27 protein-coding genes are annotated in these 23,460 nt (G+C 68.3%); 10 read left to right on the top strand and 17 right to left on the bottom strand.

Features of this window, described 5'->3' with window-relative positions:
* Window positions 1–13 precede the first annotated feature (13 nt).
* Window positions 14–547, top strand: coding sequence for a tail fiber protein (locus tag C9412_RS09615; RefSeq protein ID WP_107231408.1), 534 nt, complete (start codon window positions 14–16; stop codon window positions 545–547).
* Window positions 544–1,101 carry a GNAT family N-acetyltransferase gene (locus tag C9412_RS09610; RefSeq protein ID WP_107231407.1) on the top strand — a complete coding sequence of 186 codons (558 nt, stop codon included), beginning with the start codon at window positions 544–546 and terminating at the stop codon, window positions 1,099–1,101. Before C9412_RS09615 ends, C9412_RS09610 begins: the two co-directional genes overlap by 4 nt.
* Here C9412_RS09610 and C9412_RS09605 read toward each other — a convergent pair.
* Window positions 1,094–1,387, bottom strand: coding sequence for a hypothetical protein (locus tag C9412_RS09605; protein ID WP_057498556.1), 294 nt, complete (start codon window positions 1,385–1,387; stop codon window positions 1,094–1,096). The two genes, C9412_RS09610 and C9412_RS09605, sit on opposite strands and share 8 nt — an antisense overlap.
* A gap of 174 nt (window positions 1,388–1,561) precedes the next feature.
* Between C9412_RS09605 and C9412_RS09600 the strand changes: the two genes are divergently transcribed.
* A complete protein-coding gene (locus C9412_RS09600) occupies window positions 1,562–1,984 on the top strand; it encodes a nuclear transport factor 2 family protein (RefSeq protein ID WP_258190134.1) in 423 nt (140 codons plus the stop codon).
* Between the two features lie 124 nt (window positions 1,985–2,108).
* On the opposite strand, the gene C9412_RS09595 is transcribed toward C9412_RS09600, so the two are convergent.
* The 5 genes from C9412_RS09595 to C9412_RS09575 form a co-directional block, all read right to left on the bottom strand.
* On the bottom strand, window positions 2,109–3,134 hold the full coding sequence (locus tag C9412_RS09595) for an NAD(P)H-dependent glycerol-3-phosphate dehydrogenase (protein WP_107231405.1): 1,026 nt from the start codon (window positions 3,132–3,134) through the stop codon (window positions 2,109–2,111).
* A 20-nt stretch (window positions 3,135–3,154) separates the two neighbouring features.
* A complete protein-coding gene (secB, locus tag C9412_RS09590; RefSeq protein ID WP_005407596.1) occupies window positions 3,155–3,673 on the bottom strand; it encodes a protein-export chaperone SecB in 519 nt (172 codons plus the stop codon).
* Window positions 3,674–3,772: 99 nt separating this feature from the next.
* On the bottom strand, window positions 3,773–4,210 hold the full coding sequence (locus C9412_RS09585; protein ID WP_004153552.1) for a rhodanese-like domain-containing protein: 438 nt from the start codon (window positions 4,208–4,210) through the stop codon (window positions 3,773–3,775).
* Window positions 4,211–4,267: 57 nt separating this feature from the next.
* Window positions 4,268–4,693: a hypothetical protein gene (locus tag C9412_RS09580; protein ID WP_057498558.1), complete on the bottom strand. Its 426-nt coding sequence runs from the start codon at window positions 4,691–4,693 to the stop codon at window positions 4,268–4,270.
* A 32-nt stretch (window positions 4,694–4,725) separates the two neighbouring features.
* Complete coding sequence (locus tag C9412_RS09575) at window positions 4,726–5,193, bottom strand: YiiD C-terminal domain-containing protein (RefSeq protein ID WP_107231404.1); 468 nt, start codon at window positions 5,191–5,193, stop codon at window positions 4,726–4,728.
* Window positions 5,194–5,228: 35 nt separating this feature from the next.
* Between C9412_RS09575 and C9412_RS09570 the strand changes: the two genes are divergently transcribed.
* The 3 genes from C9412_RS09570 to C9412_RS09560 all read left to right on the top strand — a co-directional run bounded on the left by C9412_RS09570 (window position 5,229) and on the right by C9412_RS09560 (window position 8,421).
* Entirely contained in the window at window positions 5,229–6,038 is an 810-nt protein-coding gene (locus C9412_RS09570) for a uroporphyrinogen-III synthase (protein ID WP_107231403.1), read from the top strand.
* Between the two features lie 103 nt (window positions 6,039–6,141).
* A complete protein-coding gene (locus C9412_RS09565; protein WP_107231402.1) occupies window positions 6,142–7,119 on the top strand; it encodes a uroporphyrinogen-III C-methyltransferase in 978 nt (325 codons plus the stop codon).
* A 6-nt stretch (window positions 7,120–7,125) separates the two neighbouring features.
* Window positions 7,126–8,421, top strand: a complete 1,296-nt coding sequence (locus C9412_RS09560) for a heme biosynthesis HemY N-terminal domain-containing protein (RefSeq protein ID WP_107231401.1) — start codon at window positions 7,126–7,128, stop codon at window positions 8,419–8,421.
* Between the two features lie 96 nt (window positions 8,422–8,517).
* Here C9412_RS09560 and C9412_RS09555 read toward each other — a convergent pair whose 3' ends face one another.
* Window positions 8,518–9,813, bottom strand: coding sequence for an acetyl-CoA C-acetyltransferase (locus C9412_RS09555; protein ID WP_012478738.1), 1,296 nt, complete (start codon window positions 9,811–9,813; stop codon window positions 8,518–8,520).
* Window positions 9,814–9,906: 93 nt separating this feature from the next.
* Between C9412_RS09555 and C9412_RS09550 the strand changes: the two genes are divergently transcribed.
* The gene (locus C9412_RS09550) at window positions 9,907–10,794 is read left to right on the top strand and encodes a hypothetical protein (RefSeq protein WP_107231400.1); all 888 of its coding nucleotides are present in this window, start codon (window positions 9,907–9,909) and stop codon (window positions 10,792–10,794) included.
* Window positions 10,795–10,915: 121 nt separating this feature from the next.
* Here C9412_RS09550 and C9412_RS09545 read toward each other — a convergent pair whose 3' ends face one another.
* The 4 genes from C9412_RS09545 to C9412_RS09530 all read right to left on the bottom strand — a co-directional run bounded on the left by C9412_RS09545 (window position 10,916) and on the right by C9412_RS09530 (window position 14,739).
* A complete protein-coding gene (locus C9412_RS09545) occupies window positions 10,916–11,542 on the bottom strand; it encodes a superoxide dismutase family protein (protein WP_107231399.1) in 627 nt (208 codons plus the stop codon).
* A 31-nt stretch (window positions 11,543–11,573) separates the two neighbouring features.
* Complete coding sequence (locus C9412_RS09540) at window positions 11,574–12,143, bottom strand: superoxide dismutase family protein (RefSeq protein WP_107231398.1); 570 nt, start codon at window positions 12,141–12,143, stop codon at window positions 11,574–11,576.
* 93 nt (window positions 12,144–12,236) lie between these two features.
* Window positions 12,237–13,685, bottom strand: a complete 1,449-nt coding sequence (gene ntrC, locus C9412_RS09535) for a nitrogen regulation protein NR(I) (RefSeq protein ID WP_107231397.1) — start codon at window positions 13,683–13,685, stop codon at window positions 12,237–12,239.
* Entirely contained in the window at window positions 13,678–14,739 is a 1,062-nt protein-coding gene (locus C9412_RS09530) for an ATP-binding protein (RefSeq protein WP_107231396.1), read from the bottom strand. Before C9412_RS09530 ends, ntrC begins: the two co-directional genes overlap by 8 nt.
* 62 nt (window positions 14,740–14,801) lie before the next feature.
* Between C9412_RS09530 and C9412_RS09525 the strand changes: the two genes are divergently transcribed.
* Window positions 14,802–15,002, top strand: coding sequence for a hypothetical protein (locus C9412_RS09525; protein ID WP_181358693.1), 201 nt, complete (start codon window positions 14,802–14,804; stop codon window positions 15,000–15,002).
* A 63-nt stretch (window positions 15,003–15,065) separates the two neighbouring features.
* Here the strand turns inward: C9412_RS09525 and C9412_RS09520 are convergent, their stop codons facing one another.
* From C9412_RS09520 to glnA, 6 genes are all read right to left on the bottom strand, one after another.
* Window positions 15,066–15,359: a hypothetical protein gene (locus C9412_RS09520; protein WP_181358692.1), complete on the bottom strand. Its 294-nt coding sequence runs from the start codon at window positions 15,357–15,359 to the stop codon at window positions 15,066–15,068.
* Between the two features lie 79 nt (window positions 15,360–15,438).
* Complete coding sequence (locus C9412_RS09515) at window positions 15,439–16,605, bottom strand: MltA domain-containing protein (protein ID WP_107231564.1); 1,167 nt, start codon at window positions 16,603–16,605, stop codon at window positions 15,439–15,441.
* Window positions 16,606–16,672: 67 nt separating this feature from the next.
* Window positions 16,673–17,419 (bottom strand): N-acetylmuramoyl-L-alanine amidase, encoded by a 747-nt coding sequence (locus C9412_RS09510; RefSeq protein WP_107231394.1) that lies wholly within the window; start codon window positions 17,417–17,419, stop codon window positions 16,673–16,675.
* A 529-nt stretch (window positions 17,420–17,948) separates the two neighbouring features.
* A complete protein-coding gene (gene amt / locus C9412_RS09505; RefSeq protein WP_107231393.1) occupies window positions 17,949–19,376 on the bottom strand; it encodes an ammonium transporter in 1,428 nt (475 codons plus the stop codon).
* A 22-nt stretch (window positions 19,377–19,398) separates the two neighbouring features.
* A complete protein-coding gene (locus tag C9412_RS09500; RefSeq protein WP_004134334.1) occupies window positions 19,399–19,737 on the bottom strand; it encodes a P-II family nitrogen regulator in 339 nt (112 codons plus the stop codon).
* A 346-nt stretch (window positions 19,738–20,083) separates the two neighbouring features.
* A complete protein-coding gene (gene glnA, locus C9412_RS09495; protein ID WP_057498133.1) occupies window positions 20,084–21,493 on the bottom strand; it encodes a type I glutamate--ammonia ligase in 1,410 nt (469 codons plus the stop codon).
* 223 nt (window positions 21,494–21,716) lie between these two features.
* Here glnA and C9412_RS09490 point away from each other — a divergent pair, with 223 nt between their 5' ends.
* Window positions 21,717–22,511, top strand: coding sequence for an undecaprenyl-diphosphate phosphatase (locus C9412_RS09490; RefSeq protein ID WP_107231563.1), 795 nt, complete (start codon window positions 21,717–21,719; stop codon window positions 22,509–22,511).
* Window positions 22,512–22,584: 73 nt separating this feature from the next.
* A complete protein-coding gene (locus C9412_RS09485; RefSeq protein ID WP_107231392.1) occupies window positions 22,585–23,412 on the top strand; it encodes an META and DUF4377 domain-containing protein in 828 nt (275 codons plus the stop codon).
* Window positions 23,413–23,460 lie beyond the last annotated feature (48 nt).

Below are 23,460 nucleotides of genomic sequence, written 5' to 3'. Positions count from 1 at the left end.
CAGGACCCACATCATGAGCGATCCCTTCCTCGGCGAAATCCAGATCTACGGCTTCAACTACGCCCCTTACAACTGGGCGATGTGCCAGGGCCAACTGATGCCGATCCAGCAGAACACCGCGTTGTTCTCGCTGCTGGGAACCACCTTCGGCGGCAACGGCACCAGCAACTACCAGCTGCCGAACTACACCAACAACATCGCATGTGGCCAGGGCGTGGGCCCCGGCCTGAGCCCGCGCGTGATGGGCGAAACCTTCGGCAGCGACAGCGTCACGCTGCTGATCAACGAGATGCCCAACCACACCCACGGCGCACGCATCTACAACCAGCCCGATACCGCGCACCGCAGTGGCATTCCGGCCAGCGGCAATGCATTGATCACACCGGAGTCGAGCCCGATCCTGGCCGCCACGCCGACGGTCACCAGCACCTTCCCGCTGACCACGGTGGGCGCTGCGGGAGGTGGCCTGCCGCACGAGAACCGCCAACCCTATCTCACCTTGAACTTCTGCATCAGCCTGTCCGGCGTCTTCCCGCAACGGCCGTGACTGCGAACGCAACGCTGGCCTTTCCCCCGCTGCGGGCCGCCTGGCTGCCGGTGGCGGGGGACGGTCTTCCTGCAGGGCTCAGCGTGCGCGAAGCGCAGGACAGCGACCTGCCCTTTCTGCAGCAGCTCTATGCCGAATCACGTGCCGCCGAGCTGGCCAACGTGCCGTGGCCGGATACGTTGCGGCAGGCGTTCCTGGACAACCAGTTCGCACTACAGCACCTGCACTACACACGGCATTACCAGCCGGCGCACTATCTGCTGGTCGAGCAGGCCGGCGAACCGATCGGGCGCCTCTACCTGCACTGCGACGAGCATGAGGCGACCCTGATCGACATCGCCCTGCTGCAGACTGCACGCGGCCGTGGCATCGGCTCGACCCTGGTGCGCTGGGTGCAGCGCGCGGCACACGGTGTGCAGCTGCACAGTGTGGTGCTGCATGTGGCCTGGGAGAATCTGGCCGCGCGCCGGCTCTACGAACGCCTCGCGTTCCACACCGAAGGCGATACCGGCAGCCACCTGCGGATGCGCTGGCTGGCCACCGCCGTCAGTTGAACAGCGCCTGGTAGATGAAGCCGGTGCGGTCACGTGCGATCGGCACCAGGAAAATACCGAACTCGCCCAGGCCGTGATGGCGCATGGTGTAGGTGCGCTGCGGAAACAGCACCGCCGATTCATTGCGGAACAGCAGCGAGAACGGCGCGCGCATCTGGCCGGTCAAGCGCTGATCGGGCAGCGGTGCGGCCTCGACGAGCACGAACGGTACGCCGGTGTTTTCGATATCGGCACTGAAGGTTTCGTTGAGATGACCTGCGAACTGGTCCAGCTGGAAAAAGTGCATGCGTCCCCTCCCCCGGTTGTCAGCGAGCATGCCCAAGCCGTCGCACGCTTTCAATGGGGGCGGCGCGAAGGCCACGCGGGCGTGATTGGGGGATACTCGCGCTTCCCTTGCCCGGCACACCAAAGGACCGAGCCCATGCGTATCTGCCTGCTGCTGTTCGCCCTGTGCGGCCCCATGCTGGCGAGCGCGAGTCCGCCCTCCACGCCGGCCGCCACCCGGCTGCCCGATGCCGCCCTGCCCGCGCCGCTGGAGCGCGTGCTGCGCGATTACGAGCAGGCGTGGCGCGCGGGTGATGCCAAGGCACTGGCCACGTTGTTTGCAGAGGATGGCTTCGTACTGCAGAGCAACCAGCCACCCGTGCGCGGGCGCAGTGCGATCGAGGCCGCGTATGCCGGCCAGGGCGGCAGCCCGCTGCGGTTGCGTGCGTTGGCATACTCGGTGGAGGGGCACACCGGCTACATCATCGGTGCCTATGCGTATGGCAACAACGCGGGCGATACCGGCAAGTTCACGCTCACACTGAAACGCGTGGGTGAGGGGCCGTGGTTGATTTTCTCGGACATGGACAACGGCAATGCGCCGCCGCGCGCGCGATGATGGTTTCCGCCGGGCGCCAACCAAGGTTGGCAGCTACCGGAAGCGGGCTCCGTCGTAGATCCACGCCATGCGTGGATGGGCCGCGCACATGAAAAAACCCCGGCGCGTGGCCGGGGTTTTCGATTTACTTGAACAGCGTATCCGGATATTCCGGTTTCTGTTCCCGCGCCAGCAATGCGCGCAGGCCTTCTTCCGGCGTCTGCTCGCCGTGCAGCACGGCACGCACGCGGTCGGAGATCGGCAGGTCGATGCCATGCCGGCGGGCCTGTCGCATCACTTCGTCGGCAGTCTGCACCGACTCGACCACCTGGCCGATTTCGCGCACGGCATCCTGCAGCGTCTGGCCACGGCCCAGGGCCAGGCCCAGGCGGCGGTTGCGCGACAGATCGCCGGTGCAGGTCAGCACCAGATCGCCCAGGCCAGCCAGGCCCATCAGCGTTTCCGGCTTGGCGCCGATCGCAGCGGCCAGGCGCAGCATCTCGTTGAGGCCACGGGTGATCAGGCCGGCACGGGCGTTGAGGCCCAGCTGCATGCCATCGGCCACGCCGGTGGCCACCGCCAGCACGTTCTTCATCGCACCGCCCAGCTCGGCACCGACCATGTCGTCGCCGGTATAGGCGCGGAACGCCGGGCCGTGCATGGCCTCGGCCACCGTCTGCGCGAACTCGGGCACGTCGCCGTGCACGGTGATCGCGGTCGGCAGGCCCTGGGTCACCTCCTTGGCGAACGATGGGCCGGTGACCACGGCCAGCGGCACGTCCTCGCCCAGCACTTCGCGCGCCACCTCATGCAGGAAGCGGCCCGAGCCAGGTTCGAAGCCCTTGGTGGCCCAGGCCACGCCGGCACCGGCCGGACGCAGCGGCGCCAGCGCGCGCACGGTTTCACCGAACGCGTGCGACGGGGTCACCACCAGGATCCAGGCCGCGCCCTGCACCGCCGACGCCAGGTCGGTGGTGGCACGCAGGCTGTCCGGCAGCGGGATGCCCGGCAGGTAACGCGGGTTCTCGTGGCGCTGGTCGATGGCTTCGACCACGGCGGCATCGCGCCCCCACAGCACGGTCGGGTGACCGTGCCGTGCGAGCAGGCTGGCCAGCGCGGTTCCCCAGGAACCGGCGCCCAGCACGGCGATCTTGTCAGCGGTAGTGCTCATCCGTGACGTCGCAGCAGGGATCAGGCGTTGCCGGCCGGCTCGGAGTCAGCCAGCGACGGTGCGTCGCCCTGCTCCTGGCGCTGGCGCAGGGTTTCGGCGTACAGGCCTTCGAAGTTGATCGGCTGCAGGAAGAACGGCGGGAAGCCGCCGGCCTGGATCAGGTCGCTGATCAGCTGGCGCACGTACGGGAACAGGATGTTCGGGCACTGGGTGCCGAGCAGCACGTCGATCGACTGCGGGTCCAGGCCGACCAGACCGAACACGCCGGCCTGCTTCACTTCGGCCACGTAGGCGGTGCGCTCACCGGCCTGGCAGGTCAGGGTCACGGCCAGCACCACTTCGAAGGCGTTCTCACCCAGGCGCTGCACCTGCTGGTTCAGGTTCAGCTGCAGCTCCGGCTGCACCTGGTCATTGAAGATGGTCGGAGCGTTCGGCGACTCGAAGGAGACGTCCTTGACGTAGATCTTCTCGACGGTGAAAGCGGGGCCGGTGGCGGCATCGACCGGCGCAGCGGCGCCGTTGGTGATCTCTTCGGACATTTCCAGTAACTCCAATGAATGCAATGAAAACGAGGGTCGAACTACTGCGATGGGGGCGGTATCAGGCCCATACAAGGCCAGATCCGCCACCTGCGACGATCAGTTGCGGCCCTTGACCAGCGGCAGCTCGGCCTGCTGCCAGGCGGGGATGCCGCCGTCGAGCACATAGACCTTCTCGAAGCCGGCCTTCTTCAGCGCCTTGGCGGCGGTTTCCGAGGCGTTGCCGCTGCGGCACACCAGCACCACCGGCGACTGTTTGGCGTTGGCCACCAGCTTGTTGTCCGGGCCGAAGGCGCTGGCCTGGGCGTTGCGGCTGCCGGCAATGTGGCCCTTTTCGAAGTCACCGCTGGCCGACAGGTCGACCACCACCGTGCCGCCCGCGTTCATCAGCTGGGTCAGTTCGGCGGGCTTGATGCCCTTGAAGCCCCGGAACAGGCGGCGGATTTCGGTGACGATGATGGCCACGGTCAGGCCGACCAGGGCCGCGGACAGCATCGGGTTTCGGCCTGCAAAGGCCAGCAACTCTTCGTAATTCACTCAGGTCACGGGTCGATTAAGCGGGCGCCGATTGTCGCACAAGCCGGACGCGGCCCGTCACTGCCCCTTCCACAGGTCCGGCAGGCCGGCGGTCTGCCACCAGCGCTTGGCTTCCGGGTCCCAGCGCCAGCGCTCGACCACCACCACGGTGCGCTCGGCCTGGGTGTTCTGGTTGATCACCCCGATTTCGACCCGGCGCTCGACCACGCCGCCATCCAGCGAGGCACTGCTGCGCTCGCGGTAGGACGACACGCGCAGCTGCGCATAGCGGTTGAGCTCGAACTCGGTCGGCGGCCGCTCCTTGCGCAGCTTCGGGTCCAGGTAGCCGATGGCATCGTCCATGCTGCCCCAGCGGATGGTCGCGCCATAGGCGATCTGGGTCTCTTCCAGCAGCTTGCGCTGCTTGCGGCTGAGGTCATCGGCCGAGGCCACGGCGCTGGCCAGCAGCAGGGAGCACAACAGGAACTGGATGAGGCGGCGCATCGGTGGTTTCCGCAGGGCGTCAGCCTGCCATCCTAACCTTTGGCGAAGGCAACGAAGCGACCGCTGAACTCGGCAGCGGCCCGTCCGTCGGCACCGGGTTGGGTGGCGATGATGCTGATGCGGGCCTTGCGGCGCTGGCGGAAGGTGTTCAGGAAGGCGTCCCAGCCACTGGCTTCGGCCGCTTCGGCATGCGCATGCAGGTCTTCGTATACCGGCGCCAGGTAGCGCAGGTTGCTGTCGGCCACGTAGACCTCGGCGTCATGGCCGGCCAGGCGCAGACGCAGGCTGACCAGCGCCCAGCCGGACAGGGTGAGCACCGAGGCCAGGCTGCCGCCGAAGGCGTTGCCCTTGTCGTTGACGTTGGCGGCCAGCGGCGCGGTGATGCGCAGCACGCCATCGGCGTAGCCGTCCAGGCGGATCTGCATGGCACGCACCGCCGGCATGCAGTCCAGCACGTCCTGCAGGGAAGCCAACGAGGAAGTCAGGGCATCAACGGACATCGGAGCAGCGACCACGACAACGAAGGGCCCGCATAATGCAGGCAATGGCCGACCATACGATACCCACTGGCGCCGCCGGTTCCGATGCGGGCTGGACCTTCATTTCACTGCGCCCGCAAGGGCAGCATGCGGCGCTGCGCCGCGCTGTTGCTGGGCTGGGCGGGCAGCTGCTGGCGCTGTCGCCCTGGCGGCTGCAGCGCCTGCACGGCACGCCGGTGCTGCGCCAGCTGCAACGCGCGCTGAACTGCGATCGGGTGGTGTTCACCAGTCCGGCGGCGGTGGCCGCCGCCGCCGCGCTGCTGCCCCTGGCCGATGCCCAGCGCAGCCCGTGGCTGACCGTGGGCGAGGGCACGGCGCGCGCGCTGCAGGCGCAGGGCGTGGCCGAGGTGCATGCGCCGCAGCGGATGGACAGCGAAGGCCTGCTGGCGCTGCCGGTACTGGCCGAGGTGCAGGGCCTGCGCATCGGGCTGGTGACCGCGCCCGGCGGACGTGGCCTGATTGCCGCCCGTTTGCAGGCCGCCGGTGCCACCATCGAGCGCGCCGATGTCTACCAGCGGCGCCTGCTGCGCCTGTCGCCGCGCGCGCGGGCGCGATTGACGCATTCAGCCACACCGTGGGTGCTGGCGGTAAGCAGTGGTGACGCGCTGGATCACGTCTGGCGGCAGCTTTCGCCGGCGTTGCGCCAGCGCCTGCAGGCCTCCGCCCGCGTGGTGGTGGCCAGCGATCGCTTGGGCGAGCAGGCGCGCGGCCTCGGCCTGCAGCACGTCGTGCGCAGCGCCGGGCCCACTGCTGAACAGTTGGTGGCCGCTGCACACGCCACGCTCACCGGCCCGGCAGCGACCTGAACAGGGACGGGCGTCACGCTTGCCGCTGTCGTCGGCAGCGGTGATGCTGTGCACAACGCGGCCTGCCGGAACCGACTGGCAACACAGCCGACAAGGAAGCCCGATGAACGACACACCGCCCGTTACCCCACCCCGTCGACCCCTGCGCTGGCTGCTGCCGCTGGCCGGCGTGGTTGTGCTTGGCGCGGGCGGCTATGCCGGCTGGTACCTCTGGCAGGCGCAACAGGACGCCCAGCACGCGCAGGCACAGACCACCGCCGTACAGCTGCAGGGCCTGGAGGCCACGCTGGATGCGCTGCGCCGCGACCAGCGCGCCACCAGCCAGCGCCTGCAGGATGCGGCGGCCACCAACCGGGTGCTGCGCGACGAGATGCTGGGGCTGTCGCAGCGCAGCGCGTTGCTGGAAGAAAACCTGGCCAAGCTGGCTGACAGTGCCAACCAGGGCCGGCAAGCGGTGCAGCGCGATGAGGCCGAGCTGCTGCTGACCCAGGCCGCGCAGCGCCTGAACTACGCCGACGATGTGGAGGGCGCGCGCCGCCTGTATGCGCAGGCCGCCAGCGTGCTGGCCGATCTGCCCGACAGCGAGGGCCTGAACCTGCGCCAGGCACTGGTGCAGGAACGCGACGCGCTGGATGCACTCGGTGCCGGCCCGCGGGTGCAGTCGCTGCAGCGCCTGGATACGTTGGCCAAGGCGTTGCAGGGCCTGCCTTCGCAGATCAGCGGCGATGCCGCGCCGCGCGCGGGCAAGCTGTGGTGGCAGGCCACGCTGGCGCCGTTCGTGGACATCACCCCGAGCCGCCAGAACGGCCCGTTGACGGCGGCCGAGCGACGCAATGCCGATGATGCGCTGCAGCTGGAACTGACCCTGGCGCGTGCGGCGATCGAACGCGGCGACCGCAGTGGCCGCGATACCGCATTGCAGCGTGTGGACCACTGGGCACAACGGCGCTGGCCGGATTCACCGGCCCTGCGCGCGCAACGTGCTGAACTGAAGGCCTTGCGCGAGCTGCCGTTGCAGGCCAGCAACACCGTTCTTGGCAGCACTCTGCAGCAACTGCGTACCCAGACCGACCGGAGGTAATCCAGCATGAAACCCCTGCAATCCCTGGTCGTGCTGTTGCTGGCCGTGGCCATCGGCGTGGTGGCCGCGCAATGGCTCGGCACCGATGACCTGAACCGCTACGGCGAAGTGACCCTGCGCTATGGCGGCTATGACTACCACAGCAACCTGCCGAAGGTGGCGCTGCTGAGCGTGATCGGCGTGCTGGTGCTGTGGCTGCTGTGGAGCCTGATCGCCGCGCCGTTCCGTGCCTGGGGCCGCTACCGCCGCAAGCAGGGCCGGGTGCGCCTGATCGACGGCCTGCAGGCCTATGAGCATGGCCAGTGGCAGCGTGCGGAAAAGCTGCTGGACGGCGCCGCCAAGGACCCGGAAGTGAGTGCGGTGGCATTGGCCAATGCGGTGCGCAGTGCGCAGGCGCGTGCCGACGGTGCCGCGGGCGACGCATTGCTGCAGCGCCTGGGCGAAAGCGATGCCACGCTGCAGGCGCTGCTGCGGGCCGAACAGCTGCTGGCGCGCGATCTGCCGGTGGATGCGATCAACGCCCTGGACGTGGCGGCCATCCAGCCGTTGCCGCCGCGTGGGCTGTGGCTGCGCACCGAAGCGCTGGCCCGCGCCGGCCGTGCCCACGAGGCCTATGGGCAACTGGGCGCACTGCGCCAGAGCAAGGTGCTGCCGGCCGACGCCAACGGCGAGCTGGAAGCGCGCCTGGCCGCACAGGCCCTGCTGGAAGCGGCCGACGTCAACGCGCTGGCCGCACAGTGGGAGGCCACACCGAAGGCACTGCGGCCGACGGTGGACGTGGTGGGCGCCTATGCCAGCCGCGCGGTGGCCCTGAACTGGGATGAGCCGGCGCTGCTGGCGCTGGAACACGCGCTGGATCAGCGCTGGGACGACGAACTGGTGGCGTTGTACGGACGCCTGCCGGCCGAGCGCCTGGCCACCCGCCAGGCCAACCTGGCGCGCTGGCGCAACGTGCACGACGGCTCGGCGGCGCTGCGCCTGGCCCAGGGCCGGGTGGCGCTGGCCCAGCAGCAGTGGGAGGCCGCCGATGCGTTCCTGCACGAGGCGATCGCCGCCGGCGCCGGTGCACCGGCGTGGGAAGCGCTGGGCGAGCTGTTCGCACAGCGTGGCGAACATGCGCTGGCCGCACAGTGCCTGGCCAATGCACTGCGCCTGCAGCGCGGCGAGCACAGTGTGGAACTGGTGCGCGGCACCGAAGCGCCGGCACGTGCGACGGTGGAAGAGCAGCCGATTGCCGCGCAGCCGCCGGTGTATGACGCCAACGAAGAGCGCGACGAATTCGGCAACCCGCGGTTGCCGTGATTGCCGGCTGGAGTGTGCCGACCAACGGTCGGCACCCACCGGAGAAAAAAAAACGCCGCCCGATGGGCGGCGTTTTTTGTTGTTCGATGGATGCGATCAGCGTTCGACGATCGCCACCACGCCCATGCCGCCGGCAGTGCAGATCGACACCAGCGCGCGGCCACCGCCGCGTTCGGCCAGCTGCTTGGCCGCCGTGGCGATCACGCGTGCGCCGGTGGCGGCGAACGGGTGGCCGGTGGCCAGCGACGAACCCAGCAGGTTGATCTTGTCCGGGTCGATGCGGCCCATCGGTGCGTCCAGGCCCAGGCGGTTGCGGCAGTAATCCTCGCTCTCCCACGCACGCAGGGTGCACAGCACCTGCGCGGCGAAGGCTTCGTGGATCTCGTAGATGTCGAAGTCCTGCAGGGTCAGGCCATTGCGCTTGAGCATCTCCGGCACGGCCACGGTCGGCGCCATCAGCAGGCCTTCGCCATGCACGAAGTCCACCGCCGACACGTGCGCGTCGCGCAGGTAGGCCTGCGGTTCGTGACCGTGCGCGCGCGCCCATTCCTCGCTGGCCAGCAGCACCGCCGCAGCACCGTCGGTGAGCGGGGTCGAGTTGGCGGCAGTCAGCGTGCCGCGACCGGAGACCTTGTCGAACGCCGGCTTCAGCGTGGCCAGCTTTTCCAGCGAGGTATCCGGGCGCAGGATGTTGTCACGCTCGACGCCGCGGAACGGCGCGATCAGGTCGTTGAAGAAGCCACGCTCATAGGCGGCGGCCAGCTTCTTGTGCGAAGAGACGGCCCACTCGTCCTGCGAATCGCGCGAGATGTTCCATTCCTTGGCCATGTCCTCGCAGTGGTCGCCCATGCTCTTGCCGGTGCGCGGCTCGGCCACGCCGGGGAACTCGGGCTTGAGCTCGGAGAACTTGAAGCCGGAGGTGAGTGCGCGGATCTTGTCGCCGGTGCTCTTGGCGCGGTTGGCCGCCAGCAGTCGCGCGCGCAGCTTCTTGCCGTACACGATCGGCACGTCGGAGGTGGTATCCGAACCACCGCCGATGCCCGATTCGATCTGGCCCAGCGCGATCTTGTTGGCCACGGTGATGATGCTGTCCAGCGAGGTGCCGCAGGCGCGCTGCAGGGTGATGCCCGGGGTCAGCGGCGACAGGCCCGAGGATAGCGTGGCCTCGCGGCCCAGGTTCCAGTCGCTGGAGTGCTTGATCACCGCACCCATCGCCACTTCACCGAGCTGCTGGCCATGCAGGCCGAACCGTTCGACCAGCGCGCCCAGCGTACGGACCGACATGCCGAGGTTGCCGACATCCGAGTACGCGGTGTTCTGGCGGCAGAACGGAATGCGGACGCCACCGAGGATGGCGACGGGACGAGCGTTGGGCATGGAGATACCTGGCATGGATGAGGGTGTCTGCAACATGGCCTGCACGACGGAGCAGGCATAATGGAGCCAAGTGTAGCTGCCGCCCTGTGATGGGCCAACCGTGGAACCATGAGCAAACCCGACCCCGCGATGAATGCCCTTGGCGTGCTGGCCCTGGAGTTGGCCGGCGGCGAAATCCCCCGCCAGGCGGTACTCAGCGCCGAACAGGCCGGTGAACTGGCCGAACGCGTCGGCCGTGACCTGTCCAAGCTGGTGCCGCAGGTCGCCGAGCTGGACCTGGTGTTCGCCGCCGCGCATTTCGACCCGGCCGAAGTCCTGCGCCCGGGCTGGCCGATCCATCGCCGCCTGGAAGAACTGCAGATGCGCGCGCCGGGCCGCAGCCAGGGCCCGCGCCTGCTGGCCTTTGGTGCCGATGCCAATGGCGATGTACCGCTGCCGTTCCAGGCCGATGCCAGCCTGGTGGGCGGCGGCCTGCGCGTGGTGCCGTTCCTGCTGACCGGCAGCGACGTGGCCACCACCCAGGCGGTGGCCGATGCACTGGAAGACACGCTGCTGGCCAACGGCATGGCTCATGCCGACACCGCGCTGATGGCGCAGAACACCTTCGGTGCCCGCATCGAGCACGCGCGCTATTTCACTGTGAACGATCTGGCCGCGATGATGTCGATGCAGTACGACAACCAGGGCCTGGCCGCGCTGTGGCCGCTGATCGAGACCGCGATCATGGCGCCGGGCCAGGACGAGTGGCTCAATGCCGCACCCGAGCCGCTGCTGCGCTACACCCATGGCGAGGCGCGCATGGCCTTGTTCGATCCGGCCAGCTGGTGTGCGCACTACAACCACGGCAAGAACGACTGTGACCGCCTGAAGGGCATCTACGAGCAGTTCCTGATGCGCCAACGGCAGATGGCCGCGGTGCTGGAAGCGCACGGCGTGCCGGTGCTGTTCGTGCACTGCGAGGCCGGGCAGGACGCGCGCGAGCTGCTGGCGCGCTGATCTGGGTGATCCGTGGGTAGTGCCGGCCGCTGGCCGGCAACCTCCGGATCTGCGATTGCCGGCCAGCGGCCGGCACTACCGACAAAGGAAAACGCCGGCTTGCGCCGGCGTTTGCTGTTTCTTACGGAGCCTTCTGGATCACCGCGCAGGCCAGACGCGCGCCGGCGTTGCCGGTCGGCTGGGTCTTGTAGTCGTCCGCATCGGCGTGGACGATCAGACCGCGGCCGATGATGTCGAAGTCATCGCCCTTGCCGATGTTGACGTTGCTCGACACCGGGCCATCGATGGTGGCCACGCCCTTGTCGTCGGCCTTGATGTTGGGCATGTCGCCGCCGTGGTGCGGATCGGTGGCGACGTTGCCGTGATCCTGCTTGCCCGGGTTGAAGTGGCCGCCGGCACTCATGCCGTCCGGCGCGCTGCAGTCGCCCTTCTCGTGGATGTGGAAGCCGTGCTCGCTGCCCGGCTTCAGGCCGCTGATCTGGCCGGTCACGTGGACCTTGCCGTCGACCACCTTGAAGGTGACGCTGCCCTTGGCTTCGTTGCCCTGGGTCGGTGCCAGCTCAGCAGTGGCCGAAGCATCGGCGGCCGGCGCAGCAGCCGGTGCCGGTGTGGCCGCCGGTTCGGTGGGGGCCTCTGCGGCCGGGGCGGCCGGGGTGGTTTCCGCCTGCGGAGCGGCGGGCTGCTGGCCGCAGGCCGCCAGGCCCAGCGCGGTGATGGCGGCGAACAGCGAAGTGTGGGTCAGACGCATGGATTCTCTCCCTGGATGAAGCCTGCAGTGATCAGCGGACAACCCGGATCACGCCACAGGCAATGCGGACGCCGGCATTGCCGGCGGGCTGGCTGCGATAGTCGTCGGCGTTGGCATGCACGACCAGTGCACGTCCGGCGATATCGGTGGCGGCGCCTCCGCCAAGGGTAACGCCCTTGAGGTGGATATCGACGTTGGCGCGGCCCTGGGCATCGGCACGCAGGTTGTCCATGTCGCCCAGGTGATGCTTGCCGGTGCCGGCGCGGCCATGCGCGGCGCCACCGGGGTTGAAATGGTTGCCGGCGCTGCTGGCGTCCACCGCGCTGCAGTCACCGCGCTCATGGATGTGGAAGCCGGCCTGCTGCATCGGCTGCAGGCCACCGATCAGGCCGGTGATATGGATGCCACCGGGTTCGGCCATCAGCGCCAGGCGGCCGCTGACGATGCTGGCCGAGGCCGGCGACAGATTGGCCTCGGCCTGCTTGGCCGCGCTGACTACGGTCGGCGGCGGTGGGGTGGGTTCGGTCTTCTTCGGCGCGCTGCCACAGGCAGACAGCAGCACGGCGGCGGACAACGGCAGGATGGCAAAGGACAGGCGCATCAAGGACTCCTTGCAGGCAACACTAAGGACGGCATCGTCCATGAACGATCAACGGTTCGGCAAGCGGGCGCGAGGATGGTGTGCAGGGACCGTTCAATGGCCCCCGCGACGGCGCCCGGCGCCCAGCTTGCGGGTGAGCGTGTTGCGACCCAGGCCGAGGCGGGCAGCGGCTTCGGCGCGGCGGCCGTGGGTAATCTGCAGTGCGGCCTCCAGCAGCGCATGGTCGACCCGCTCGCGCACCTGCGCGTGCAGCCCTTCGGCACCTTCGGCCAGCTGCCGGCGCGCCCATTCGGCCAGCAGCGTTTCCCACTGCCCCGGGTCGGCCGCGTGCGCGTGGCTGCGGCGGCCGCGCTTGCGGTTGAGCGCGGTATCGACATCGGCCACGCCGATGGTGTCGGCAGCGGCCAGCGCGGACATCCGCCAGCACACGTTCTCCAGTTCGCGCACGTTGCCCGGCCAGTCGTGCTCGCGCAGCGCCTGCAGGGCCGCAGCGGTCAGCCGCTTCGGCGGCGTGTCCAGCTTGCGTGCAGCGGCGGCCAGGAAGGCGCTGGCCAGCTGCGCGATGTCCTCGCGGCGCTCGCGCAGCGGTGGCAGCTGCAGGCGCACCACGTCCAGGCGGTGCAGCAGGTCGGCGCGGAATTTTCCCTGTGCGGCCAGCCCTTCCAGATCCTGGTGGGTGGCGGCGACCACGCGCACATCGACGCGGATCAGCTCGCGGCCGCCGACGCGGAAGAACTCGCCCTGCGCGAGCACGCGCAGCAGGCGCGTCTGCAGCGGCAGCGGCATGTCGCCGATTTCATCCAGGAACAGCGTGCCGCCGTTGGCCTGTTCGAAGCGGCCGATATGGCGACGCTGCGCACCGGTGAAGGCGCCGGCCTCGTGGCCGAACAGCTCGCTTTCCAGCAGCTCGGCCGGAATGGCGGCGGTATTGAGCGCGACAAACGGCCCGTGCGCGCGCGGTGATTCGCGATGCAGCGCATTGGCCACCAGCTCCTTGCCGGTGCCGGTTTCACCGGTGATCAGCACCGCCAGCGGCGCCTGCGCCAGGCGGCCGATGGCGCGGAACAGCGCGCGCATCGGCGGTGTATCACCGACCAGCTGCGGCGGCTGGTCGCTGCCGGTTTCGAGCGCGGGCGTGGGCGCTGCCATGGCCGGTGCCACTGTGGGCAGCACGCGTTGCGCCAACGCCACCGCATCGTCCAGATCGAACGGCTTGGACAGGAATTCATGCGCGCCGCCACGGAACGCACCGGCGGTGCTGGCCACATCGGTATAGGCCGACATCACCACCACCGGCAGCTGCGGCAGCGCGGCCTTGAGCTTGTCCAGCAGCACCAGACCGTCGTCGCCGGGCATGCGTACATCGGTGAACAGCAGCGCCGGTGGCGGACCTTCATTCAGGGCCTGCAGCGCGGGCGCGGCACTGTCGAAATCAACGACCTGGTAGCCCGCCTCGCGCAGCGCGGTGCACAGCACGAAGCGCACCGCGCGGTCGTCGTCGACCACCCAGATGCGCTGCGCGGCGATGGAAGATTCAGACATCGCGCGGGGTCTCCTCGGCCGGTGCGGCGCCGTTGCCGATCGGCAGCAGCAGGGTAAACACGGTATGGCCCGGGCGCGAACGATAGGTCAGCGTGCCGCGATGCTCGCGCGCGACCTGCTGGGCCAGCGCCAGGCCCAGGCCGGTGCCTTCGGCACGGCCACTCACCAATGGCAGGAACAGGTGTTCGGCCAGTTCTTCGGGCACGCCGCGGCCGTCGTCGGCAATCTCCAGGCGCAGGGCCAGCGTGTGCAGCTGCTCGGCGATGCGCACGCCATGCTCCACGCGGGTACGCAGGGTGATGCTGCCGGCGCCGGCCTGGATCGCATTGCGCACCAGGTTCCACACCGCCTGGGTGAGGCGGTCGGCATCGCCATGGAATTCGGGAATGCTGGGGTCGTAGTCGCGCTGCAGGCGCACCGCCCAGCCCGCCTCGTTCTCGGCCAGGCGCAGCACGCGCTCCAGCGCGGCATGGATGTTCAGCTCGGCGTGCGGCGCGGCCGGGGCCGGCGACAGCAGCTGGTCGAGCAGGCCGTTGAGGCGCTCGATTTCCGAACCGATCAGCTCGATCAGCTCGCGTTCGCTGGCGTCGCGCTGGGCGGCACGCCGCGCCAGCAGCTGCGCCGCGCCCTTCAGCCCGGCCAGCGGATTGCGCAGTTCGTGGGCCAGCCCCTTCAGCGCCGCGCTGAGGGCGCTGGGCAGTGCCTGGGTCGGGTCGAGCCCGGGGAATTCATCGACCGGGTGTGCCTCCAGCAGCCAGCCACCGTCGTCGCGGCGGCTCATCCAGCCCTCGGCGAAGCGCGGCGCCTCGCCGGGCACCGCCAGCGCCAGCCGGTTCAGGCGCAGGCTGTCGCGCTCATCGCGGGCCAGGAAATGCGCCAACGCTTCCCCCTGCACCTCCAACGCGGCCAGCGGCTGGCCAAGCAGACGGCGACCACTGACGCCCAGCCAGCGCCCAAAGGCCGGGTTGCAGCCGATGATGCGGCCGTCGGCCCCGGCCCAGGCCAGCGGCGTGCCGAGAGCATCGAGGGACGGCGGGGGAGCGAGGTCGGACATTGCACCAATGTAGTGCAAAAAGCCGAGCCTGGGGTCAGATCCCTTTCCGCCAGGGAAGGGCTTTGAGCCCTCTAGCCAGACACGGCGAGACTATCTCGGGCCACCATGCGGTGACCGCGGACACGGGGCTTTGCCTGTCCCGCTATTTCGGCGTTTCCGACAAATTCTGGATTGGCCTGCAGGCCGACTTCGACGCGGCGATGACCAAGGAAAAGCTGGCCGATGTGCTGGCTCGGATCCAGCCGTACGACGCGGCTGCCTGAGCCCCGGCATGGGGTCAGCGCCCTTTCCGTCCGGAACGGGATCCGCCCCCGGGGCCGGCAGGGTCAGACCGGATAGCCGGTGGCCAGACGTGCCTTCTTCCAGGCGCTTTCAAATTCGCGCGCGCTGATCTCGTCGTCTTCATCGAAATCCAGGAACGACACCGGCTGCTCGGCCAGCGGGAAGCGGTCATCGCTGTGGCCGTGCTCGTCGGCCCAGGCGGCGGTCATGCCATAGATCTCCACCTGGCGCACGATCTTGTCGCCACGGGCTTCCATCAGCACGTTGCCCTTGCCCAGGCCCGATTCGGCCCAGTGCTTGTAGTACTTCTTGGTGTTGCTGCTTTTGACGTTCTTCATGGCGCCATTATCAGGCATTCGGGGCAGGTATCCGGAGCCAGAGCCCTTTCCTTCGGAAAGCGATCCGACCCTAGCCGGGCTAGTTCGGCAGCGGGCTGCCCTTCGGCCACAGCATCCAGAGGTTGCCCTTCTGCTTCATGTCACCGGCCAGCTTGCCGGCGGCATCGCCGCTGCCCCAGTACAGATCCGCGCGCACTTCGCCGGCAATGGCGCCGCCGGTGTCCTGCGCGGCCACCGGGCGCACCACCGGGCTGCCGTCCGGGCGCGTGGTGGACAACCACAGCAGGCTGCCCAGCGGCACCACGGTGCGGTCCACCGCCACGCTGTAGCCGGCGGTGAGCGGCACGTTCAGCGAGCCGCGCGGGCCCTCCGCGCTGTCCGGGTTGCGCACGAAGAACACGTAGCTGGGGTTGCTGCGCAGCAGCTCCGGCACCCGCGCAGGATTGGCCCGGGCCCAGCCGCGGATCGCGTCCATGGTGACGTCTTCCTTCTTCAGCTGGCCCTGGTCGACCAGCCAGCGGCCGATGGCGCGGTAGGGGTGTCCGTTCTGCTCGGCATAGGCCAGTCGAATCTGCGTGCCGTCGCCCAGGCGCACCCGGCCCGAGCCCTGGATCTGCAGCAGCTGCAGGTCCATCGGGTCGGTCAGCCAGGCCAGCACCGGTGCCTTGGCGCCCTTGGCCGCGATGGTGCCGGCATCGTCATAGGGCTTGAGCACCTTGCCCTCGACACGTCCACGCAGGCGCTTGCCCTTCAGTTCCGGGTACACGCTGTCCAGCTGCACCACGACCAGGTCATCCGGCGTGCCATACACCGGCACCGTGGCCTTGTCCGTGCGGGTAAGACTGCCGGGGTAGATCGGCTCGTAGTAGCCGGTGATCAGCCCATCGGCCTGGTGGCCACCGGCGCGCAGTGCGTAGACCTCGAGGTCGCGCTGCAGGAACTGGCGGATCGCGGCCGGGTCCTTGTCGGACACGGTCGCGGCGGTGGCGCAAGGCCGGGCCCAGACCGCATCGTTGTTCAACCGGGTGCAGCTGCTGCGCCAGGCTACAAAGCCGGCCTGCAGGTCGCTGTCGGAGACCGGCGGCAGTGCGCTCCATGCGACCTTGGCGTAGGTCGCCGCCGGCGGTGTGGCTGCCGTCGGCACTTCGGATCCGGTGCGGGGAGCGGTGGTGGAGCAGCCGGCGAGCACGGCCGCTGCCAACAGGGTCCAGTGCTTGCGCTTGAAGAAGGTGGCGGAATCGATCATGCCGCCATGGTGGAGCGCCGACCGCTGGGCGGCAACCCAGCGCCTGGTCAAGCGTTCATGCGCCGGCTCACGGGGTCTGCAGCAACAGCGAATGCAGGATGCGGGCGTCCTCGGCATCCAGCGTCTTCGGCAGATCGTCGCGGCCACGGAAGCGGCGATGGAACGCGGCCACAGTGGCGTCGCGGTTGTCCAGCGGATAGCCGAAGCGGGCCAGCGCTGCCCAGGTATCGAAGCCTTCCGGCGCGGCTCCGTCGGCGGCGCGCGGCCACACGCCAAACCCGGCCTCGGCCAACTGCTGCCATGGGAAGAACCGGCTCGGGTCCTGCTTGCGTGTTGGCGCCAGGTCGGCATGGCCGATCACCTGGCGCGGCGGGATGTTCAACCGCTCGCTGAGATCACCCAGCAGCACGATCAGCGCTGCGATCTGTGCCGGAGCGAACGGGCTGCGCCCATCGTTGTCCAGCTCGATGCCGATCGAGGCCGAGTTGAGGTCGGTGATGGTGCCCCAGCGCCCGGCGCCGGCATGCCAGGCGCGGCGCTCGTCGCTGACCAGCTGGTAACGATGGCCATCGGCACCGATCAGGTAGTGCGCGCTGACCCGACCGCCGCTGTTGGCGGTGCGCAGCGTGTGCAGGCTCTGCTGCACCGAGGTCTGCTCGGTGTGATGCAGGACGATGATGACCGGCGTGCGCGCGTTCTGGTTGGGCGATGGCACCCAGGTGGCAAGCGGGTTGCGGGCTTCCGGCGGCGTGGACGCGCAGGCGGCCAGCAGCAGGCAGGCCGAGAGCATCAGGGACGTACGGATCGGGTGCATGGCCTGATTGTGCGCGATCGGGCACAAAGGTGCATGCCACAAGGAAAATTCTGTAGATCCACGCCATGCGTGGATGGATTATCGGCTGTGCCGACCAACGGTCGGCACCCACCAGAGCAGGCCCAGACCCTGTGCCAAGCAAGCTTGGCACCCACCAGAAAGGTTGCGGTAGATCCACGCCATGCGTGGATGGGTTATCGGCTGTGCCGACCAACGGTCGGCACCCACCAGAGCAGGCCCAGACCCTTTGCCATGCAAGCTTGGCACCCACCAGAAAGGATGCGGTAGATCCACGCCATGCGTGGATGGGCCATCGGCTGTGCCGACCAACGGTCGGCACCCACCAGAGCAGGCCCAGACCCTGTGCCAAGCAAGCTTGGCACCCACCAGAAGGGTTGCGGTAGATCCACGCCATGCGTGGATGAGCTGTCGGCTGTGCCACGCAAGCTTGGCACCCATCAAGGCATCAAGGCCTCTGCAGCAATGTCCAGCAAGCAGGGGCGGCCCCGCAGGGCCGCCCGCCGCCACCTCAGGCCTCGTAGGCCGATTCGCCGTGCGAGGTGACATCCAGGCCGGTACGTTCGGCCTCTTCGGTCACGCGCAGGCCGACCACTACCTTCACCAGCAACAGGATGACTGCGGTCACCACCGCCGACCACAGCACAGTCAGGCCAACACTGACCACCTGCACCCAGACCTGATGCGCGATATCCAGATCGGCCTTGGTACCGCCCAGCGACTGCGCGCTGAACACGCCGGTGAGAATCGCGCCGACGATGCCGCCGACACCGTGCACACCGAACACGTCGGCGGTGTCGTCCACCTTCAGCAGGCGCTTGAGGCCGGTGACGCCCCACACGCAGACCACGCCGGCCACGAAACCGATCACGATCGCGCCGAGCGGGCCGACCGTGCCACATGCCGGGGTGATGCCGACCAGGCCGGCCACCGCGCCCGAGGCCGCGCCCAGTGCCGACGGCTTGCCCTTGCTGATCGCTTCCACCAGCGTCCAGCCCAGCACCGCTGCGGCCGTGGCCAGCACGGTGTTGAGGAAGGCCAGCGAGGCCACGGTATCGGCCGCGGCGGCAGAACCGGCATTGAAGCCGAACCAGCCCACCCACAACAGCATCGCGCCGATATAGGTGAACGGCACGTTGTGCGGCTTCAGTGCGGTCTGGCCATAACCCAGGCGCTTGCCGACGAACCATGCGGCGACCAGGCCGGCGACGCCGGCGTTGATGTGGACCACCGTGCCACCGGCGAAGTCGATCGCGCCCAGCTCACCCAGGTAACCGCCACCCCAGACGATGTGCGCCATCGGGATGTAGCTGAGGGTGAACCACAGCGCCGAGAACAGCAGCACGGCGCGGAACTTGATGCGTTCGGCGAAGGCACCGACGATCAGCGCGGTGGTGATGCCGGCGAAGGTCGACTGGAAGGCGACGAACAGATAGTCCGGCAGGCCCTTGATCGGCGTGTTGCCTACCGACTCGGGGGTGAAGCCCTTGAGGAAGGCGAATTCGGTGAACGAGCCGAAGAACGGATTGCCGGCACTGAACACGGCGCTGTAGCCGTAGGCCACCCACAGCAGCAGCACCAGCGAGAACACCACCAGGATCTGGCTGAGCACCGACAGCACGTTCTTCGAGCGCACCAGGCCGCCGTAGAACAGCGCCAGGCCCGGCACCACCATCAGCAGCACCAGCAGGGTGGAGGTGAGCATCCAGGCCACGTCACCGTGGTCGAACGCAGGCGCAGCTGCTTCAACGGCCGCCGGTGCGGCTGCGGCCGGGGCCTGCAGCGGTTCAACGGCCACGCTTTCGCTCGGCAGCGGCGAGACCTGGGCCTGGGCGCGGGCACTGCCCGGCCAGGCACCGGCGGCCAGCGCGCTGAGCAGCATCAACAGGCACACCAGGTGGAACCGGGCTTGCCACCCGGTGAGAAGGCGCATCTTCATGGGGGAGTCTCCGGAAGGGGGCTTACAGCGCGTCGGCGCCGATTTCGCCGGTGCGGATGCGGATGACCTGCTCGACGGCGGTGACGAAGATCTTGCCGTCACCGATCTTGCCGGTGCCTGCCGACGACTGGATCGCTTCGATCACCGCGTCGGCGCGCTCGTCGGTGACCACGGTTTCGATCTTGATCTTGGGCAGGAAGTCGACGACGTACTCGGCGCCGCGATACAGCTCGGTGTGGCCCTTCTGGCGGCCGAAGCCTTTCACTTCGGTCACGGTGATGCCCGACACGCCGGCATCGGACAGGGCCTCGCGGACCTCGTCGAGCTTGAACGGTCGGATGATGGCGGAGATCAGTTTCATGCGCATGTCCCGATGGTGGATGGGGCCAGCGCGCCAGCGCGCGTTGGCTTCAGGCAACCACGGGCCATCACGGTGATGGCCGTGGCTGTTGCACCGGACACGTACTGGGCCGGGACGGCCGTGCCTCTCTCCTTGCACGACCGACGCGGGAGGGAGGGCGGCCCTGGTCGCGTATCCGGTCTCTCTCTTGCCCCTGGGTGGGGTCCCTGACGTGGGTCAGAGCCCCTTCACGCATGAAAGGGATCCGACCCCGAGCAACGACCCCGTACAACCGCGGCTCCCCAGCCGCGAAAGCGGAAGCGATGGCGGCGGGTGGGAGGGGGAAGCCCACCGCCACCGCGTCCGGTCAGCTGGCGTAGTACAGCTGGTATTCCAGCGGGTGGGTGGCCGCGCGGAACTTGGTCACTTCCTGCATCTTCAGCGCGATGTAGCCGTCGATGAAGTCATCGCTCATCACGCCACCGGCCTTCAGGAACTCGCGGTCCTTGTCCAGCGCTTCCAGTGCCTGGTCCAGCGAGGAGCAGACCTGCGGGATCAGCTTCTCTTCTTCCGGCGGCAGGTCGTACAGGTCCTTGTCGCTCGGTGCGCCCGGGTCGATCTGGTTCTTGATGCCGTCCAGGCCGGCCATCATCAGCGCGGTGAAGGTCAGGTAGCCGGACTGGATCGGGTCCGGGAAGCGCATTTCGATGCGGCGCGCCTTCGGGTTGGACACCCACGGAATGCGGCACGAGGCCGAACGGTTGCGCGCCGAATAGGCCAGCATCACCGGCGCTTCGAAGCCCGGCACCAGGCGCTTGTAGCTGTTGGTGCCCGAGTTGGCGAAGGCGTTGATGGCCTTGGCGTGCTTGAAGATGCCGCCGATGTACCACAGCGCCAGCTGGCTCAGGCCGCCGTAGCCGTCACCGGAGAACAGGTTGGTGCCGCCCTTGGACAGCGACTGGTGCACGTGCATGCCGCTGCCGTTGTCGCCGACGATCGGCTTGGGCATGAAGGTGACGGTCTTGCCGTTGCGGTGGGCGACGTTCTTGATGACGTACTTCATCCGCAGCAGTTCGTCGGCCTTCTGCACCAGGGTGCTGAACTTGGTGCCGATTTCGCACTGGCCGGCGGTGGCCACTTCGTGGTGCTGCACTTCCACTTCGATGCCGACCTGTTCCAGGGTCTTGCACATTTCAGCGCGCAGGTCGTGCAGGGTGTCGGTCGGCGGCACCGGGAAGTAGCCGCCCTTCACGCCCGGGCGGTAGCCGCTGTTGGCGCCGTCGTACTTGGCGCCGCTGTTCCAGGCGGCTTCTTCGGAGTCGACCTTGAAGAAGGTGTTGCCCATTTCATTGGCGAAACGGACCGAATCGAAGATGAAAAATTCCGGTTCCGGGCCGAAGAACGCGGTTTCGGCGATGCCGGAGGACTTCAGGTACGCCTCGGCGCGCTTGGCGATGCCGCGCGGGCAGCGGCCGTACGGCTGCATGGTGGCCGGGTCGAGGATGTCGCAGCTGATCACGATGGTCGGATCGGCGTAGAACGGATCGACGTAAGCACTGGCCGGGTCCGGCAGCAACACCATGTCCGACTCGTTGATGCCCTTCCAGCCGGCGATCGAGCTGCCATCGAACATCTTGCCTTCTTCGAACAGCGACGGCTCGATGATGCTGACCGGGAAGGTCACGTGCTGCTCGACACCACGCATGTCGACAAAGCGCAGATCGACGAATTCGATCTGGTTGTCCTTGATCAGCTTCTCAACGTTTTCCACGGACATCGGTACGACCTCGGATGGGGATGAATGCCTGCTGAGGTACAGCAACGACCGTGCCAACTTTTCGCAGGCTGCAAGTCATTGATTTCAAAAAGGCCGCCCCGTGCGGGTGCAGAACAGTGCGCACCAAACGGGTGCGCCGATCACCAGACGCACCCGTTTGGTGCAGCAGGGATCGTCTATCCTCTCGACCTTCTTCCTTCCGCCGCGCGTGCACGCACCGTCCATGTCCGACCTGCTCTCCGCCCTGCTGCTGGGCATCCTCGAAGGCCTCACCGAGTTCCTGCCGATCTCCAGCACCGGCCACCTGCTCATCGCCCAGCACTGGCTGGGTGCCCGTTCGGACTTCTTCAACATCGTCATCCAGGCCGGCGCGATCGTGGCCGTGGTGCTGGTGTTCCGCCAGCGCCTGCTGCAGCTGGCCACCGGCTTCGGCCAGCGCGAGAACCGCGACTACGTGTTCAAGCTGGGCGCCGCGTTCCTGGTCACCGCCGTGGTGGGCCTGGTGGTGCGCAAGGCGGGCTGGTCGCTGCCGGAAACGGTCAGCCCGGTCGCCTGGGCATTGATCATCGGTGGCGTCTGGATGCTGCTGGTGGAGGCCTACACCGCGCGCCTGCCCGACCGTGACCAGGTGACCTGGACGGTAGCGATCGGCGTGGGCCTGGCACAGGTGGTAGCCGGTGTGTTCCCCGGCACCTCGCGCTCGGCCTCGGCGATCTTCCTGGCCATGCTGCTGGGCCTGAGCCGCCGCGCGGCCGCCGCCGAGTTCGTGTTCCTGGTCGGCATTCCCACCATGTTCGCCGCCAGTGCCTACACCTTCCTGGAAATGGCCAAGGCCGGGCAGCTGGGCAGCGAGAACTGGACCGAGGTGGGCGTGGCCTTCCTTGCCGCAGCCGTCACCGGCTTCGTCGTAGTGAAGTGGCTGATGGGCTACATCAAGTCGCACAAGTTCACTGCCTTCGCGCTCTACCGCATCGCGCTGGGCGTGGCGCTGCTGCTGTGGCTGCCGTCCGGCAGCTGAACCGCGCCAGGGCACGGCAACCCCATTGCCGGCCCCACCCCGTTTCCCCCACGGTTCCCCAAGGAGAATCACCATGAACCGCAAGCTCACCCTGCTCCTCCCGCTGGCCCTGATGGCCGCCTGCAGCCAGACCCCGGCCCCGGCCGGCAACGGCGGCGACGATCTGGCCCCGGCCGCGACCAAGGCAGCAGACCAGCAGACGCTGGCGCACCTGGATGCGCAGCGCCTGCAGAGCCAGCACTGGCTGCTGCAGCAGGCCACCGGCGCCGACGGCAAGCGCATCGACGCGCTGTTCGCCCGCGAAGACAAGCCGGTCACCCTGGACTTCGTTGATGGCCGCCTGTCGGTCAGCAACACCTGCAATCGCATGGGCGGCAGCTACACCCTGGCCGACGGCACGCTGACCGTGGGCGCGATGGCGTCGACCATGATGGCCTGCACCGACAAGGCGCTGATGGCGCTGGACGAGGCCGTGTCGAGCCGCCTGCAGGGCGCGCTGAAGGCCGAGCAGGATGCCGATGGCAAGCTGACCCTCACCACCGCCAAGGGCGAGGTGCTGGTGTTCAACCCGGAGCCGACCGCTGAAACCCGCTACGGCGGTGCCGGCGAAACCGTGTTCCTGGAAGTGGCGGCCAAGACCGAGAAGTGCTCGCACCCGCTGATCCCGGACTACCAGTGCCTGCAGGTGCGTGAAGTGAAGTTCGACGACAAGGGCCTGAAGCAGGGCGAGCCGGGCAAGTTCGAGAACTTCTACGGCAACATCGAGGGTTACACCCACGAAGACGGCGTGCGCAACGTGGTGCGCGTGAAGCGCTACGAAGTGAAGAACCCGCCGGCCGATGCGCCGTCGCAGGCGTACGTGCTGGACATGGTGGTCGAGTCGGCCATCGAGAAGAAGTAAAACGATGGAAGGGCGGCCGAGAGGCCGCCCTTCTTCGTTGGCGGTAGT

The sequence above is a fragment of the Stenotrophomonas sp. Nf1 genome, assembly GCF_003028475.1.
In the GTDB taxonomy this organism is placed as follows: Bacteria; Pseudomonadota; Gammaproteobacteria; order Xanthomonadales; family Xanthomonadaceae; genus Stenotrophomonas.
This window is presented reverse-complemented; position numbering and strand designations above follow the sequence as displayed.

Coding starts and splice junctions, on each gene's coding strand:
- C9412_RS09615 (WP_107231408.1), top strand. CDS start 14: ATGAGCGATCCCTTCCTCGGCGAAATCCAGATCTACGGCTTCAACTAC.
- C9412_RS09605 (WP_057498556.1), bottom strand. CDS start 1,387: ATGCACTTTTTCCAGCTGGACCAGTTCGCAGGTCATCTCAACGAAACC.
- C9412_RS09600 (WP_258190134.1), top strand. CDS start 1,562: ATGCTGGCGAGCGCGAGTCCGCCCTCCACGCCGGCCGCCACCCGGCTG.
- C9412_RS09595 (WP_107231405.1), bottom strand. CDS start 3,134: ATGAGCACTACCGCTGACAAGATCGCCGTGCTGGGCGCCGGTTCCTGG.
- secB (WP_005407596.1), bottom strand. CDS start 3,673: ATGTCCGAAGAGATCACCAACGGCGCCGCTGCGCCGGTCGATGCCGCC.
- C9412_RS09580 (WP_057498558.1), bottom strand. CDS start 4,693: ATGCGCCGCCTCATCCAGTTCCTGTTGTGCTCCCTGCTGCTGGCCAGC.
- C9412_RS09575 (WP_107231404.1), bottom strand. CDS start 5,193: ATGTCCGTTGATGCCCTGACTTCCTCGTTGGCTTCCCTGCAGGACGTG.
- C9412_RS09570 (WP_107231403.1), top strand. CDS start 5,229: ATGCAGGCAATGGCCGACCATACGATACCCACTGGCGCCGCCGGTTCC.
- C9412_RS09565 (WP_107231402.1), top strand. CDS start 6,142: ATGAACGACACACCGCCCGTTACCCCACCCCGTCGACCCCTGCGCTGG.
- C9412_RS09560 (WP_107231401.1), top strand. CDS start 7,126: ATGAAACCCCTGCAATCCCTGGTCGTGCTGTTGCTGGCCGTGGCCATC.
- C9412_RS09555 (WP_012478738.1), bottom strand. CDS start 9,813: ATGCCAGGTATCTCCATGCCCAACGCTCGTCCCGTCGCCATCCTCGGT.
- C9412_RS09550 (WP_107231400.1), top strand. CDS start 9,907: ATGAGCAAACCCGACCCCGCGATGAATGCCCTTGGCGTGCTGGCCCTG.
- C9412_RS09545 (WP_107231399.1), bottom strand. CDS start 11,542: ATGCGTCTGACCCACACTTCGCTGTTCGCCGCCATCACCGCGCTGGGC.
- C9412_RS09540 (WP_107231398.1), bottom strand. CDS start 12,143: ATGCGCCTGTCCTTTGCCATCCTGCCGTTGTCCGCCGCCGTGCTGCTG.
- ntrC (WP_107231397.1), bottom strand. CDS start 13,685: ATGTCTGAATCTTCCATCGCCGCGCAGCGCATCTGGGTGGTCGACGAC.
- C9412_RS09530 (WP_107231396.1), bottom strand. CDS start 14,739: ATGTCCGACCTCGCTCCCCCGCCGTCCCTCGATGCTCTCGGCACGCCG.
- C9412_RS09520 (WP_181358692.1), bottom strand. CDS start 15,359: ATGAAGAACGTCAAAAGCAGCAACACCAAGAAGTACTACAAGCACTGG.
- C9412_RS09515 (WP_107231564.1), bottom strand. CDS start 16,605: ATGATCGATTCCGCCACCTTCTTCAAGCGCAAGCACTGGACCCTGTTG.
- C9412_RS09510 (WP_107231394.1), bottom strand. CDS start 17,419: ATGCACCCGATCCGTACGTCCCTGATGCTCTCGGCCTGCCTGCTGCTG.
- amt (WP_107231393.1), bottom strand. CDS start 19,376: ATGAAGATGCGCCTTCTCACCGGGTGGCAAGCCCGGTTCCACCTGGTG.
- C9412_RS09500 (WP_004134334.1), bottom strand. CDS start 19,737: ATGAAACTGATCTCCGCCATCATCCGACCGTTCAAGCTCGACGAGGTC.
- glnA (WP_057498133.1), bottom strand. CDS start 21,493: ATGTCCGTGGAAAACGTTGAGAAGCTGATCAAGGACAACCAGATCGAA.
- C9412_RS09490 (WP_107231563.1), top strand. CDS start 21,717: ATGTCCGACCTGCTCTCCGCCCTGCTGCTGGGCATCCTCGAAGGCCTC.
- C9412_RS09485 (WP_107231392.1), top strand. CDS start 22,585: ATGAACCGCAAGCTCACCCTGCTCCTCCCGCTGGCCCTGATGGCCGCC.